Raw genomic sequence first — 14,942 nt, 5'->3', positions numbered from 1 at the left:
CCATCGCCAAAATCATTCCAGTGTTTCACACAGACTCTGAACAGAGCCTGTCTGCCGATCACATCGGGTCGTTGCGTCGCAGCAATTCTTCCGGCAAGTGTTCTATGTATTCGTCTTCGGCCGGCGGCATTTGCAGGTGGTAGCCCTGCTTCTCAAGGTTTTCCAGGACCACGGTGATGTCCTCGCGCGACAGTTTGCGCTCGGGGGTCAGCACCAGGTCGAAAGCGTGATGAGGTTTGCCGAAGGCGGCCATCAGACTTTCCGGGACACGCTCCAGTGCATCGCTTTTGAGCACGTAGAGGTACATCTCGTTTTTCTTCAGGCTTCGGTAGATGGAGCAAATACGTTTCAAGGCTGTTCTCCGGCGGTGGCCAGGCTGTCGAGCAGCGCCTGGCCCATCAACTCGCGGCGCCAGCCACGCAGCGAATCAGGCAATTGGTAAGGACCGTTGGGATAGCCGCTCTTAAGCAACGCTTCCAGGGTTTTCTTGCGCAGCATCAGTTCCGGCGCGATGTTCAAGCGCTCGGCTTCGGCCTGGCCGATCGCACGCAGCTGTTTAACCAGGTTGGCGGCGTCCACCGGCAATGGCTCCGGCACGGCGGGCGGCCATTGCTCGGGCGACACACTGCCAGAGCGCTTGATCAGATCAAGCAGAAATTCACCGTCCTGACGCACGGTACGCGGGTGCATGTCTTCGATTTTCGCCAGTGCGCCGAGGTTGTCGGGTTGCGTGCGCGCCAACGGCCACAGCGAGTGCTCACGCACGATGCGATTGCGCGGCAAATCACGGGCACGGGCTTCGCGCTCACGCCAGGCGCAGAGTTCACGCAACACGGCGAGTTGGGCGCGGGAGAGTTTCCAGGCCAGTTTGGCGTCACGATAGACCTCGTACGGGTCGACCTCGCGGCGCAGGTTGGCTACCAGTTCGGCGCCGTCTTCCAGGACCCAGGCGTACTTGTCGTCAGACAGCTTCGGACGCAGCTGTACGAAAACCTCCGCCAGGTGCAAGGCATCTTCAGCAGCGTAGCTGATCTGGGTGTCGGACAGCGGACGTTGCAGCCAGTCGGAACGGGTCTCGCCCTTGGGCAGGTCGATGCCGAGCACTTCCTGCACCAACCGCGAATAACCCATCGAGAAACCGAGGTTCAGGTAAGCGGCGGCCAGTTGCGTATCGAACAACGGCGCCGGCAGGCTGCCGGTCAGGCGCAGCAAGACTTCGAGGTCTTCGCTGCAGGCATGGACGACTTTGACCACGGCCGGGTTTTCCAGCAACGCGGCCAGAGGTTGCCAGTTGTCGATGGTCAGGGGGTCAATCAGGTAAGCGCGTACGCCATCGCCGATCTGCAACAGGCCTGCAATCGGATAAAAGGTGTCGACCCGCATGAATTCGGTGTCGAGGGCAACGAATGGCAGCTGCTGCCACTCGGCGCAAAACTGACCGAGGCTATCGTTGTCGCGAATCCAGTGAATATCGATGGCCACACGGCTCTCCCTTGAAGAATGGCGCGCAGTATATATCGCCCCCGGCGATTTCCGCGCATCCACTGAACAAGAGCTTTAGCGAAAAGACCTGCCAGACGGCAAGAAATGTCTGACAAGCGGAAGTTAACTCGCCTTACGCAGCACGTAGACCCGCATCCGCGCACACCCGGGCAGGAAGTCCTGGTGACTGAGCAAGCAGAAACCCGCTTGCCTGAATTCGGCTTCGACCTCGGCCTTGCCGGCCAGCTGTCGCGGGTGAGCACCCGCTGTGCCGGGTCGACGCAGCTTGAAATGCGCATCGATCCGTACCGCCACAATCACCGTATCGCGACTCACGCGGTGGAACTCCGCCAGCAGGGCCAACCGATGTTCCGGGCAGTCGATGTGCTGAAACAGTTGCATGCAAAAAATGCTGTCGACCGCGTTCGCCGACAAACCAAGGGAGAAGGCCGAACTCTGAAACGTCTTGATCCGCGCGAGCAGGCTCTGCGCATGGTGAGTCTGGGCGTGATTGAGCATGTCCTGGGAAGGATCGGACGCGAGGATCACCCGGTTCGCGTGCTCGGCCAACACCGGCCAATAACGTCCGGCGCCGCACGCCACATCAAGCATCAAACCCGGTTCGCCAGCGACCTTGAGCGCGTTGCGCACCAGCTGCTCGTCGCGCCAGAAGGTCAAGCGCCCCGCCAGGCCACGCGGTCGCGGCTGAAGGCAGACGCGGGCGTGTTCCTGATCGTAGCGCCGGGCGAACTCAAGCTCGATGGCGGAAGGGGGCTGCGCGGACATGTGCAATGACTCTTGTAGGAATAAGTACCGGACGCAGGTTAGCGACCGGCAGGTGAAAAAAAGGTCGAAACACTCACTCTTTGGCCAAGACGCCGTCGATGACCGCACCGCGACAACCGGCAAACATGTCCAGGTCCTGGTTGTAGACCTTGCTGTTGACCTCCAGCAGGCCAAGCATCGAATGGAACAGGTTGTCCTGACTCAGGGGTTTGTCGCGGCTCAGTTGCAGGCAATGGGTGTCCACCGAGAACGACTTTTGGTAGCTGTCGGAGAACCACGCCAGCATCGCCACATGCTTCTGCTGATCCGGCGCGAGCATGTAAGGGGTGCCGTGGAGGAACAGGTTGTATTCGCCCAGGGATTCGCCGTGATCCGACAGATACAACATGGCGGTATCGACTTTGTCCTGATTGCTGCGCAACAGATCGATCAGGGTCGACAGCACATGGTCGGTGTACACCAGCGTGTTGTCGTAGCCGTTGACGATACTTTCGCGGCTGCAATTATTCAGTGCGTTGCTTTCACAGACGGGCGTGAAGTGTTCGTACTCTTTCGGGTAGCGCTTGAAGTATTCGGGGCCATGGCTGCCCATCTGGTGCAGGACCAGCACGGTGTCTTTATCCAGCGTATCGATGAAGTGCTGCAAACCTTGAAGGAGAATTTCGTCACGGCATTCACTGTTGGCGCACAACACCGGGTCCTTCAAGTTGCTGACATCATCAAGAGTGACCCGGTCGCACGTGCCTTTACAGCCCGACTGATTGTCCCGCCAGATCACGTCCAGACCGGCGCGCTTGAGCACGTCCAGCAGGCCCTCTTCATTCTTCGCCGTGCTGGCGTTGTAATTCTTGCGGCCCATGTTTGAGAACATGCACGGCACCGAGACGGCGGTTTCCGTGCCGCAGGAATGCACATCGGTGAAGGCGATCAGGCCGGTTTCCTTGTCCAGATTGGGTGTGGTGTCGCGGTTGTAACCGAGGATGCCGAAGTTCTCGGCCCGGGCACTTTCGCCGACGACCAACACCGTCAGGGATTTACGGCCGTGGGTTTGCCAGACGGGATCTCGCTGGGCATCTTCGCCTACTTTGACGAAGGGTTGCCGGGCGGAGACAACTTGCTCACGCAAGTAACCGAACCCTGCACCGATGTAGTTACTCGGCACCAGCATCAGGCGCAGTTCATGGTGATTGCGAAACAACGAAGACAGGCCCTGATAGTTCACCAGCGCGACGCCTCCGATAACCGCAACCGAAGCAACACTCACCAGCGCCTTACTTAATAACTCACGGTGCCAACGGCGATAACTAACCGGTATATTCCACAACAACCAGGAAGGTAAAACACCGAGCAACAGAATATAGGCGAGCAACTTGATCGACAGTAAGTCACGCACTTCCGTCGCGTTGGTTTGCGCCAAGTTACGTAACATGCCGGTGTCCATCAAAGCGCCGTATTGACTCATGAAGTACGCCACTCCAGCACTGATCATGAAAATCAGTATCAAGACCGGTTTCATCACTCTCCGGAACGCCAGGAGGGTCAAGACAATATTGAAGGCCGCCAGGATCATCACGCCGAACGCGACGCGCATGACGATGCCTTTACCGTCCGTGGCGGTGATATCAAACAGGTGCTGCCAGAGCACTAAGTTAAAGCCCGATAACAGAAAGGCGCTGGCAATCAGTGTCACCCATTCCGGGCGCACGGGTTTGAACTTCAAAATGATGGTTGGCTGTTCCTTAAAAGAAGTGCCTTCGGTAAATGTGAAAATTTCATTTACCGCGACAGCACTAACTTTAGGCAGCCAACCATCAATTTTTTGTGAAAAAGAAGCCAACGATTAGTTGGCCTCTGTTATCAGGTCGACACTTACAACTTATTTGAGAATGGTTCAGCTTTTGTTCAGGCCTGGTGCAAATACCAACGCCAGTCTTGCTCACCGACTTCGCCCATGAACTGCCGATACTCGGCGCGTTTCACCGCCAGGTACACGCCGAGGAATTCACCGCCGAACGCTTCACGTGCCCAGGTCGAACCTTCCAGCGCGCGCAATGTGGTCAGCCAGTCGGTTGGCAACAATTCCGTAGCCTGGGCATAACCATTGCCTTCCACGGGCGCGCCCGGGTCGAGCTGTTCGCGAATGCCGCGATGGATGCCGGCCAGAATCGCCGCGGCCGCCAGATACGGGTTGGCGTCGGCACCGCAGATGCGGTGCTCGATGTGCCGAGAGAAGGCCGGCCCGCCGGGCACGCGCAGGCTCACGGTACGGTTGTCGACGCCCCAGGTCGCTGCCAGCGGCGCGTAGCTGTTGGTCTGGAATCGACGGTAAGAGTTGGCGTTCGGACAGAACAGCAGCAACGAATCGAGCAAGGTGCTGAGCATGCCGCCGACCGCATGTTTGAGCAGCGGCGTGCCGTCCGGGGATTCGCTGGCGAACAGGTTATTGCCGTCCTTGTCCGCCAGGCTGACGTGCATGTGCATGCCGGTGCCCGCCAGGTCATCGAACGGCTTGGCCATGAAGCAGGCCGCCATGCCGTGTTTATGCGCGACGCCTTTGACCAGCCGCTTGTAGCGCACCGCTTCGTCCATCGCCTGCAGGGCGTCGGTGCGGTGTTCGAGGGTGATTTCCACTTGCCCCGGCGCGTATTCGGAGATCGCCGTGCGCGCCGGAATGCCTTGCAACTTGCAGGCACTGTAGAGATCCGCCAGGAACGGCTCGATCTGCTCAAGCTCACGCAAGCCGTAGACTTGCGTCGAGCGCGGTCGCCCGCCATCGACGTCCCGCGCCGGTTGCGGCCGGCCATTGCTGTCGCGCTGCTGATCGAGCAAATAGAACTCCAGCTCCGCCGCCATCACCGGGTAAAAGCCGTCGGCCTGCAAGCCTTCAATCACCTTCGCCAGCAGGTGCCGTGGATCAGCAATCGTCGCCGGCATGCCTTCCTTCGGGTGCATGCTGACCTGCACCGCCGCCGTCGGAATCAACCGCCACGGCATGCGCGTCAGACTGCCGCTGATCGGGTACGCCCGGCAATCGATGTCGCCGACGTCCCAGACCAGGCCTGAGTTTTCCACGTCATCGCCGTTGATGGTCAGGCCGAGAATGGTGCTCGGCAATGGCCGCCCGCTTTCGTACACCGCCAGCAGTTCATCGCGATGCAGCAGCTTGCCGCGAGGCACGCCGTTGTTGTCGAGGATGAACAACTCGAACATCTCGATATCCGGGTTCTGTTCAAGAAAGGTCAGGGCTTCTTGCTTCGTGGCGAAGGAGGTCGTGGCGCAACTCATGGGCATTCTCTTTTTCCGCGTCAGGCACACGCGCAGGCGCTGCCGGTTTGATCCCGGCGCACAGCGCGGGACCTGTCAGAAGAATCAACGGGAAAGGCAGGAATCCGGTGGGCGTGCGTGCCGGCAGTGCCAGAGCGCCCAGAAGGCTAGTTCGGAAGGAAGTGCGACGGGGCAACCGTCCATAGAAATAACCGCAGAAAACAGATGAGCAGCAGCGTCACACGGGTGGTCAGGTCGTTAAATCGGGATTTGAAGAACTTTGGGTGTGGGCAGACTAAACAATCATCCCTGGCACACCACCATCCCTGTGGGAGCGGGCCTGTGGTGAGGGGATTTATCCCCTCACCACAGGCCCGCTCCCACAGGGATGGTGTTGCGACAGAGGTATTTAGTTTTTAAATACCCCTGTGGACTATCTGATTTGCGGCCTCCCGTCCTCGCGCGCCTAATCGGCTCCTGATTATTGAAGGTCCGATTGATGGAAAACGTCCGCGCAACCTCCCGCCCTGCCCTCTGGCTGATGGTCAGCATCCTCCTCGTCGCCCTGAACCTGCGCCCGTCGATGGCGGCCGTCGGGCCCTTGCTGTCGGCCATTCGTGGTGACGTCCCGTTGAGTTTCAGCCTGGCTTCGCTGCTGACCATGCTGCCGGTCATGGCCATGGGGCTGGCGATGTTCTTTGGCTTGAGCGTCAGCCAGCGCCTGGGTGAACAGCGCACCGTGGTGATCTCGCTCGTGATCATTGGCCTGGCCACGGTGTCGCGGCTGTTTGTGGACTCGGCAGCCGAACTGATCCTCAGCGCCATGCTGGCCGGCGTCGGTATTGCCCTGATACAGGCATTGATGCCGGCGCTGATCAAATCCCGCTTCAGCGACAACGTTGCGGTGTGCATGGGGCTCTATGTGACGTCGATCATGGGCGGTGCGGCGATTGCCGCATCGTTTTCACCTTTAGTGATGAACCGCACCGGTAGCTGGCGCGTTGGGTTGGCGATCTGGGCCGCGTTGGCCCTGGTGGCGTTGCTGTTCTGGAGCGTCGGGCGTGCGGGAACATCGACGCCAACGGCAGCAGCACCCCGCAACACATCGTTCTTCACAAATTCCCGCGCCTGGTTACTCGCCATCTTCTTCGGTCTGGGCACTGCGTCCTACACCTGTGTGCTGGCCTGGCTGGCGCCGTACTACGTGGAAAAGGGCTGGAGCGAACAAAATGCCGGTTTGCTGCTGGGCTTCTTGACTGCCATGGAAGTGGTGTCCGGGCTGGTGACCCCCGTCATCGCCAACCGCAGCCGTGACCGGCGCCTGGTGCTGGTGGTGTTGCTGGCGCTGATCATGGCCGGTTTCTGCGGGTTGATCCTCAGCCCGCAACACCTCAGCCTGTTGTGGCCGTGCCTGTTGGGATTGGGCATCGGCGGCCTGTTCCCGATGAGCCTGATTGTGTCGCTGGATCACCTCGACAACCCGCAACGCGCCGGCGGGCTGACAGCCTTCGTCCAGGGCATCGGCTACCTGATCGCGGGCCTGTCGCCGCTGATGGCCGGGATGGTGCGCGATCAACTGGGCAGTTTCGAATGGGCCTGGTGGTGCCTGACCGGTGTCATGGCGCTGATGATCCTGATGGCCCTGCGCCTCAATCCGCGGCATTACGCCCGGCAATTTCCTACAGCCGCCTGAGCACCCTGTTTATCAGCGTTCAGGAGTAAAGGCCTCTGGCCATGTTTTGTGGGATTAAATTCATAAGTCGTGTTCGGAACATTTTCTGTCCCACAACCGACCATGAAACATCCTACAGGGCATTCTCCTGGCACCATCGTTCCGTTAGGATCGTTCGCACACGTTTGCGCACAGTCAGCGCAAGGAGCACAGCGAGACAGAACGGATGCTGAACAGTAACTTGCTTAGAAAGCTCGATATGCAGGACCTCATGGTGTTTGCCGCCGTGTATGAGCAAAGCAGCGTCACCGGAGTGTCGGAGGCGCTCTGCGTCAGCCAGTCCACCGTGAGTTACTGCCTGAAGAAACTGCGCACCAGTTTCGAAGATGAGTTGTTCATCAATACCCGCACGGGAATGCGCCCCACGTACAAAGCCAGCACCATGTACACCCATGTGCTGAAGATCCTCGAAAGCATCAACCTCTGCCACGCCGGCGCCCAGACGTTCGACCCCACTCGACAACCGGTGACGTTCAATATCTGTGCACCGGAATACTTCGAGCAGTTGATCCTGCCGCGCCTGTTGAAAAGTTTCGATTTCGCCGACCTGCCAGTGATGGTGAACATGCACAAGTTCGAAACCGACATTCCCGCCGAAGACCTGCGCGATGGCAGCCTCGACCTGGTGATTTGTTTCGGCCCGCATCTTCATCGCAGCCACAGCGACTTCAAATCCCGGATGTTGCTGGAAGATGATCTGGTCTGCGTCTTCGACAAACGCGCCACGCCACTAGAGCCACGTTTAAGCCTGAAGGCGTTTGTCGAACGCAGGCATGTGTTTCCGACGCCGTGGACATCCACCACCAACATGGTCGATGGCTGGCTCGCGCGACAGGCGCACAAACGGCAGATTATCGCGCGTTCCAACAGCTACAGCGCGGCGCTGAAAATGATCACCGGCACCGACTTCATCCTGACGTTGCCTCGCCGCGTCCAGCAATTGCTGGCCAACGAGGCGATCTTCAATCACTGCGAAGCGCCCAACGGCTTGCCGGGTTTCACCCTGGACATGCAGTGGAGTCAAAGCGTCGATCAGGACAGCGCCAACACTTGGCTGCGCGAGCAGGTGATCAAGGCCTGCGCAGAGCAGGAAATGGCCTGAAACTCAGTGGCCGATGGCAGTCTTGGTGTAGGACTCTCGATCGATATCGAGGATCTCCACACACAATTGGACTTCAACCCCCGTCGGCCATTCACACAGCTCCTGCACCACGGCCAGCAGGTTCTCGGACAACTGTTTTTTGATCTGCGGCGAGCGGCCGCTCAGCAGCGCCAGTTTCACATGCACAAACGCCCGTTCTGCCATCGCCGTGCCGACCTTGAACGTCTCGACCTTCACCGCACGGCTCTTGATATCGAACTCCGCAGCAAACTGACCAGAAGCCACCAAGGCATTATTGAGCCGAATCAACGCCACGTCGGCGTTCAGCCCGGGCAGGTTGGCGGTGTATTCCATGTGCAGGTGGGGCATGGTTTGGCTCCTGATTAAAATGACAGTACTCAAACAAGGATATTGGCGTTGGCCGTACATCTACTTGGATTTCCCAATGACCCGTACTGTACTAGTGTTTCCTGATCAGGTCTGAAATTAGAAGTGCGCCGTTAATTGATCATGACGCTGAACCTGCAAGCGTCCTCTCAAGCAGTGAGGAGGTAACCCGAAAATAAACTGATTCAAGGATCGAACACCATGAACCGTCTTTACGCCTCAATGGCCCTGTCTGTTTTTTCTCTCTGCGCCCACGCCCTGGACCCCGGCGAAGAAAGCATGGAGGGAGCGCCTAGCGCACACTTCGACTACCTCGTCTACGCCGTCACCTGGCAGCCAACGTTTTGCATGTTGAAACCCACCACTGAGGGTTGCGACAAGCCGAAAAACGTCTTCTATACCCACGGTATCTGGGCTTATTTCAACAGCACTGCCCAATCAGCCAATCGACACCCGTCTTCCTGTATCCAGTCAGCGGGTTGTGGTCAGACGGAGGCAGCTTGCGAACTGTCCGACACAGACCAGAAACTGGCACAGGCCAATGACGGCTTTTCTGAAATTGTCACCGAATCGCCCGAATACCTGATGAAACACGAATGGAAAAAACATGGCACTTGCTATGGCACCAGCAAAACCCGGTATTTCGAGGACTTTGTGAAGTTGCGTAGCGCGGTCAAATACAACTCGGACTTCAACACGTTTCAGGGAGAATCCCTGGACCTGAACCAATTAAAAGCGCTGTTTCCGAGCAACACCTCATTTCGTTGCGCCAGCCAGGGCGGCAAACAGCATCTATTCGAAGTGTTCTTTCTGATTGATAGGCAGGGGCAGCCTTACACCGAGGATCAAAAGCTGCAAATCGGGGAAAAGTGCCAGGCACGGGAAATCCATATTCCGAAGGCTTGATCACTTGGCGCTCAGTCCGAAGGAGTCAGCGCCCCTGCCTGGCAGATTTCAGATCGGCGACTCAAGGCGCTCGCTCATGAACGCCTCAAGCCGCGCGCGCAACCAGCGTTCGGCCGGATCGGTATCGACATGACTGAGCCAGACCATGGACAAGTCCAGCGTCGGGGTCTTGAACGGAAAGTCTTCCTTGAACAGTTGCCCTGAGGCGGCCATCGCCTCGGCCGCGTAATCCGGCAGGCTGGCGATCAGGTCGGTGCCGGCGAGCAAGGCCGGCAGCGAACTGTATTGCGGCACCGACAGCACGACCTGGCGTGTACGTCCGATCTCCGCCAGCCATTCATCGGCGTAGCCACTGACGTTGGCGGTGTGCGACACCAGCACGTGGGGCCGGGCGCAATATTCGTCGAGGGTCAGCGGGGTGTCCGAAGCGTCGGCGCGCAAAATGCTCGGCTGGATGTGCCGCAGCAATTTGCGTTTGGCATTGGCCGGCAGACCGCGGGTCTGGCTGATGCCGACGGTGATATCGCCGGAGGCCAGCAAGTCGGGAATGCGCCAGTAATCGACATGTTGCACCACGAACACCACCTTCGGCGCTTCCTGACGCAAGGCCCGCAGCAGCGGCGGCAGCAGGCCGAACTCGACGTCATCCGACAGCCCGATGCGAAAGGTCATGGTGCTGCTGGCCGGGTCGAAATCGTGGGTCAGGCTCAAGGCCACCGACAACGAATCCAACGCTGGCGACAGGTGCAGGATGATTTCCTCGGCCCGCGCCGTCGGCTCCATGCGATGACCGACGCGAATGAACAGCGGATCGTTGAACATCGTCCGCAGGCGGTTGAGCGCGGCACTGATGGTCGGCTGGCCGAGAAACAGCTTCTCCGCCACACGCGTGACGTTGCGCTCAAGCATCAACGTCTCGAACACCACCATCAGGTTGATGTCAGCCTTGCGCAGTTCGTTGCGATTCATTCCTTGCCCCCGTTCCCCAACACTGCAGGCAGTTTAGAAAGGCACGACGGGGGCGTCTACGGGCGTCGGCCTTCAATTGACCGTCAAGGCCTTCAACCCTAGCGCGAGTTGGCGAACGTCCGGGCCGAGCCCAAACTGTTTCGGGCTGACGGCGTCGGCAAACTGCAGTTGCAACCTCACGACACCCTGACTCGACACCCGTTGCTGCATCTCGGTGGTGAGGGGAACATCGATCACGTTGCCATCGGCCTGCTCAAGCTCGGTATTCGTTGCCGGCAGGCCGTTGATGCTGATGACAACCCGCTGCCGCGCATGGCCAGGCGGCAGAAACGCCGTGGTCTCCAGACGCAAGGAATGCACAGGCGCCGGGGTCCGGAACATGACTTCAGCGTCGGGCCCTTTGGACCAGACCCCCCAGGGTTCAGTCTCGGACCAGCCCTTGGCCAGCAGCGCCCCGCCCTTGTTGCCGTAAGTGAACAAGGTTTTTTGTCCGGGTTCGAGGGACGGCACCAGGTCCAGCGGATTGATTTGAGAAGTCGCCTGCAAGCAAGTGCTGCACTGTTTCCAGCCTGGAGCCAGGACCGTGAACCCGTCAATCCGGGCGAAGAGATCTGTTGGGGTATTGATGTTTCTCACCGACTGGATCAACGCACGCTCATCAAGCAGGTACAACGAGTCGGCGTCGTACTTGCCCGACGCCATTTCACGAGCCGTATCCTGCTCGGCCTTTATCCAATTGGCCGTGTCCATCCGCCCTAGGTAAACGGCATTCGTCGGCAAACCATGGGCACCTGCGAAAGCCGCCACGGACATCCACTGCGGGGACAGATTCTGCGGGACTATCCAGCGAATGTTCTTGTAATGGGCCGCCGCGCTTTCCCAGAACGGATCGACCATGGGCGACGCCCATTTCGACGCCGGTTCCATCATCAATTGCTTGCGAACCCCGACCCAGCCGGCATGAGTGTCCAGAATCTGTATCAGCAGCGCCAGCGATAACAGGCTCAAGGCTGTGCGCGGCGTATTGGCGCGAATGACCAGGAAAATGATGGCAATGATAATTGCGTAGTACACAGGCCAGAACATGCGCCCCGAGGCGCGGAAGATATTGGCGATGGAAATCACCACCGGTGGCAGCGGATAGGTGAACTCCAGCAAGCCCAGCGCCACATGGTTTGAAATCGCGAACACCGTCAGCCCTACCAGCGCCAACAGCAAAAAAGGTCGGCGCCGCACGTGGTGCCCGAAACCTGTCGTGCCTTGAAGCAAACCGACCACGGCGCAAATGCCCAGCGTGATCAGCCCGAGGCCCAGAAAGACAAACCCTTCCCCGTCACCGAACCCTTGAACACCGGGCAGATCCTTCAGTAGATAAGACCAATTCCCCGAATCGAACAGTGACAGCAGGTTCATGCCGTAGATGCCGAAACCGCCGGAGATCGCACCTTCGGCGCTCACCGAAAAATACCCGGCCTGCCAACAGCAAAAGCTGACCAACGAAAACAGCGCGATGAACTCGATCAACGCAGACCGTAGCGTAAGTTTCTTCTTGAAATACCCCGCAGCCAGATCGGCGATCCAGATCAATGCAACCATCGCCAGAAAGTATGCATGGACCAGCGCGGCCGCCGCCAGCAACGCGCCCCAGGCCAGGCGTCGATGGCGCAGGTGCGGATGCAGGCCCAGGTAAAACGAGGCCAGCACCAGGAAATGCCCACCCAGTGACAAATGGAAGGGCATGCGCATGAGCATCGGCGGCACAAAGAGAAACAACGCCGTACTCACCGCACGTACACCCACATGCGAGGACATCAGCCCCACCACTTTCCAGGCGAACCACGCCTGCAGGACGAAGCAGGTCAGGAACCAGATACCGAAATACTGAAATGGCGTCGGCAACAGTGCAGCGAAGGGCTTGAACAGGAAAGCCAGCAGCGGATTGGAATCAGAAAAAATGATGCCATTGCCCAATTCCATTCCATAGGAAGGATTGAGCCCTATCGGAAATGTCCACGGCGACTGCCGGAAAAACACCCATCCCAGGTAATGCGTCGCCGGGTCGCCGTTACCCAGCCACGCGATGTTCTGCGGGTTGAGCGCTCGCGGCCCGATGATGAGGAAAAAGGCCATGACACCGATCAACAGGGGCAAAAGGGTGATCGCCAGGCGTTTAGCTGATTCCGTCATCGATACGTCCAGAAGTTATGCAATACAAAGGTGAAGGCCGGAAGGGTCAGTGCCACAGCACAGATTCCAAACAAATAATGCAGCCCGGCCATTTGCGCGGCCCAGGCCACCAGCATCGCCAGCAGAAAACCGGCAACGGACACCATCATGAAGCGCAGCAGCGTCCGGCCGTGCAATCGGGCGGAAAAGCTCCAGGTGGTATTGATCAGGTAAGACACGATGGTCGCCACGGCGAACGCCGCGCCATTGGCCAAGGGTGGCGAAGGCAGCACATAGTGGATGAACAACACAGCCACCAGCGCATGCAGGGCTGTGACGAACAACCCGGTCACGGCAAAGCGCAGGCCACGCTGGATCAAGGCGGATTTTTCGGCTGCCGTCACGGCTTCTGCGCCAGGACAAACACCGTCAGCCCGGCCAGACGATTCGCGCCCATGAACGGCAGTTCAACACTGCACAGCGACTTCAAGATCGTATTCACCAGCGGATGGTGCTGCTTGAGTTGCGAGCGCGGTGGCAACTGTTGTGCCCCTTTGGGCAGCAAGCGCAGGGTGGCGGCAATCGGGAACACGAGGCCGAAGTAGTAAGCGCCCTGCTTCACGGTCAAACCGGCCTCCCGAGCCACCGTCTCCAGCTGCGGCAAGGTATAGCGGCGCTTGTGTTCAAGGAACTCATCGTGCCCGCTCCAGAGAAACCGGAACGCCGGCACCGTCATCAGGAAACGGCTGCCGGAGGGCACTTTATCGACGTAGGCCTTGAGTAACCCGACATCGTCATCGACATGTTCCAGCACATCCATCAGCAGCACCAGGTCGGCGTCCACCGCGTCGATGTCGCGACGGTAATGCACCGGTTTACCGGCGGTGGTGGCGTCCGAATCGGCGTCGTAACTGATGTCGACGCACCACGCTTCACCGGCCGCTGAATGCGTCAGCAAATGGTGGGAAAAGAACCCGGAGCCTGCGCCCACGTCGAGAATCTTTTTGAACGGCGTGTGGCCCAGCATTCGCGTCGTGGCCGCAGCTTTGGAGGCGTAATACCAATGTTGGTCAATGCTCGAACCGAGGATGTCGGTTTCCTTGAGATCCATGGTCAGTCCTTTGGGTCATAGACGCGGCGCACCAGATACACCGGGCGGCGTTTTGACTCGATGTACGTCCGGCCGAGGTATTCACCTAGCACACCGATGCCGATCAATTGCAGGCCGCCCAGAAACGTGACGGCGACCATCAGCGAGGCATAACCCGGCAGATCGACACCGGAGATCAGGGTGCGCAGGATGATAAAAATGGCGAACGAGAAAGAGATCAGCGAGACGACCAGCCCCAGATACGTCCAGATGCGCAGCGGTTCCGTGCTGAAACTGGTGATGCCTTCCAGCGCGAAATTCCACAAGCGCCAACCGTTGAACTTGGTCGCTCCTGCCACCCGTTCCAAGCGCTCGTAGTTCACGTGGGTGGTGCGAAAGCCGACCCAGGCAAACAGGCCTTTCATGAAGCGCCGGGACTCGGGCAGCGTCTGCAAGGCATCCACCACACAACGGTCCATCAGGCGAAAATCGCCGACGTTTTCCGGCAGGTGTTGCTCGGCGATTTTGTTGTGCAGGCGGTAGAACCAGTTGGCCGAGGTCTGCTTGGCCCAGGTGTCGGTCTTGCGGCTTACACGATGGCCCAGCACCACTTCATAGCCTTCACGCCAAAGGGCGATCATGTCGAGAATGACTTCGGGCGGGTCCTGCAAATCGACATCGATCGGCACCACCACCTGGCCAGTGGCGGTCTGCAAACCGGCGGTCAGAGCCGCTTCCTTGCCGAAATTGCGGCTCAAGTCGACGATGCGCAGGCGCGAATCAGTCTGTTGACGCTCCAGCAGCAGGTCGAGCGTGGTGTCGGTGCTGCCGTCGTTGACGAAGACCATTTCCAGACCAACTAGCGTCTCTTCCTTGAAGACGTCAGTGATCCGTGCGATGAACAAATCGATGGTCGCCGCTTCATTGAACACCGGGATCACGAGCGAAAGCTGCAAATGCCCGTTCAGTTGCGTTCCGTGCTGATGAGTCAATTGATTGCTCTTTTTTATAGTGATTTTTCTACAATCCGAGGTCGCCGACAGCTGCCCGACGCCATG

General features: G+C 58.9%; 14 protein-coding genes. 3 read left to right on the top strand and 11 right to left on the bottom strand.

Annotation, left to right across the window (positions count from 1 at the left end):
• Positions 1 to 58: 58 nt before the first annotated feature.
• From ACA053_RS06970 to ACA053_RS06950, 5 genes are all read right to left on the bottom strand, one after another.
• Positions 59 to 352, bottom strand: coding sequence for a YcgL domain-containing protein (locus ACA053_RS06970; protein ID WP_007898694.1), 294 nt, complete (start codon positions 350 to 352; stop codon positions 59 to 61).
• On the bottom strand, positions 349 to 1,482 hold the full coding sequence (gene rnd, locus ACA053_RS06965; protein WP_497394815.1) for a ribonuclease D: 1,134 nt from the start codon (positions 1,480 to 1,482) through the stop codon (positions 349 to 351). The genes ACA053_RS06970 and rnd overlap by 4 nt, the downstream gene beginning before the upstream one ends.
• Positions 1,483 to 1,605: 123 nt before the next feature.
• Complete coding sequence (locus ACA053_RS06960; RefSeq protein ID WP_497394814.1) at positions 1,606 to 2,268, bottom strand: class I SAM-dependent methyltransferase; 663 nt, start codon at positions 2,266 to 2,268, stop codon at positions 1,606 to 1,608.
• Positions 2,269 to 2,341: 73 nt separating this feature from the next.
• Positions 2,342 to 3,991 carry a phosphoethanolamine transferase gene (locus ACA053_RS06955; protein WP_497396136.1) on the bottom strand — a complete coding sequence of 550 codons (1,650 nt, stop codon included), beginning with the start codon at positions 3,989 to 3,991 and terminating at the stop codon, positions 2,342 to 2,344.
• Positions 3,992 to 4,170: 179 nt separating this feature from the next.
• Positions 4,171 to 5,553 (bottom strand): glutamine synthetase family protein, encoded by a 1,383-nt coding sequence (locus ACA053_RS06950; RefSeq protein ID WP_497394813.1) that lies wholly within the window; start codon positions 5,551 to 5,553, stop codon positions 4,171 to 4,173.
• A 478-nt stretch (positions 5,554 to 6,031) separates the two neighbouring features.
• On the opposite strand from ACA053_RS06950, the gene ACA053_RS06945 reads away from it, so the two are divergent.
• Both ACA053_RS06945 and ACA053_RS06940 read left to right on the top strand, forming a co-directional pair.
• Positions 6,032 to 7,225, top strand: a complete 1,194-nt coding sequence (locus ACA053_RS06945) for a cyanate transporter (RefSeq protein ID WP_497394812.1) — start codon at positions 6,032 to 6,034, stop codon at positions 7,223 to 7,225.
• A gap of 205 nt (positions 7,226 to 7,430) precedes the next feature.
• The gene (locus ACA053_RS06940) at positions 7,431 to 8,366 is read left to right on the top strand and encodes a LysR family transcriptional regulator (protein ID WP_109628439.1); all 936 of its coding nucleotides are present in this window, start codon (positions 7,431 to 7,433) and stop codon (positions 8,364 to 8,366) included.
• A gap of 3 nt (positions 8,367 to 8,369) precedes the next feature.
• On the opposite strand, the gene ACA053_RS06935 is transcribed toward ACA053_RS06940, so the two are convergent.
• Positions 8,370 to 8,735, bottom strand: coding sequence for a 5-carboxymethyl-2-hydroxymuconate Delta-isomerase (locus tag ACA053_RS06935; protein WP_497394811.1), 366 nt, complete (start codon positions 8,733 to 8,735; stop codon positions 8,370 to 8,372).
• A gap of 219 nt (positions 8,736 to 8,954) precedes the next feature.
• Between ACA053_RS06935 and ACA053_RS06930 the strand changes: the two genes are divergently transcribed.
• The gene (locus ACA053_RS06930) at positions 8,955 to 9,659 is read left to right on the top strand and encodes a ribonuclease T2 family protein (protein ID WP_497394810.1); all 705 of its coding nucleotides are present in this window, start codon (positions 8,955 to 8,957) and stop codon (positions 9,657 to 9,659) included.
• 48 nt (positions 9,660 to 9,707) lie between these two features.
• Here ACA053_RS06930 and ACA053_RS06925 read toward each other — a convergent pair whose 3' ends face one another.
• The 5 genes from ACA053_RS06925 to ACA053_RS06905 all read right to left on the bottom strand — a co-directional run bounded on the left by ACA053_RS06925 (position 9,708) and on the right by ACA053_RS06905 (position 14,876).
• Positions 9,708 to 10,628 (bottom strand): LysR substrate-binding domain-containing protein, encoded by a 921-nt coding sequence (locus ACA053_RS06925; protein WP_497394809.1) that lies wholly within the window; start codon positions 10,626 to 10,628, stop codon positions 9,708 to 9,710.
• A 72-nt stretch (positions 10,629 to 10,700) separates the two neighbouring features.
• Complete coding sequence (locus tag ACA053_RS06920; RefSeq protein ID WP_497394808.1) at positions 10,701 to 12,815, bottom strand: DUF6311 domain-containing protein; 2,115 nt, start codon at positions 12,813 to 12,815, stop codon at positions 10,701 to 10,703.
• The gene (locus ACA053_RS06915) at positions 12,812 to 13,198 is read right to left on the bottom strand and encodes a GtrA family protein (RefSeq protein WP_497316258.1); all 387 of its coding nucleotides are present in this window, start codon (positions 13,196 to 13,198) and stop codon (positions 12,812 to 12,814) included. Before ACA053_RS06915 ends, ACA053_RS06920 begins: the two co-directional genes overlap by 4 nt.
• On the bottom strand, positions 13,195 to 13,905 hold the full coding sequence (locus ACA053_RS06910) for a class I SAM-dependent methyltransferase (protein ID WP_497394807.1): 711 nt from the start codon (positions 13,903 to 13,905) through the stop codon (positions 13,195 to 13,197). Before ACA053_RS06910 ends, ACA053_RS06915 begins: the two co-directional genes overlap by 4 nt.
• 2 nt (positions 13,906 to 13,907) lie before the next feature.
• Positions 13,908 to 14,876, bottom strand: a complete 969-nt coding sequence (locus ACA053_RS06905) for a glycosyltransferase family 2 protein (RefSeq protein ID WP_497394806.1) — start codon at positions 14,874 to 14,876, stop codon at positions 13,908 to 13,910.
• Positions 14,877 to 14,942 lie beyond the last annotated feature (66 nt).

The organism is Pseudomonas sp. LBUM1672 (genome assembly GCF_059695655.1).
This window is presented reverse-complemented; position numbering and strand designations above follow the sequence as displayed.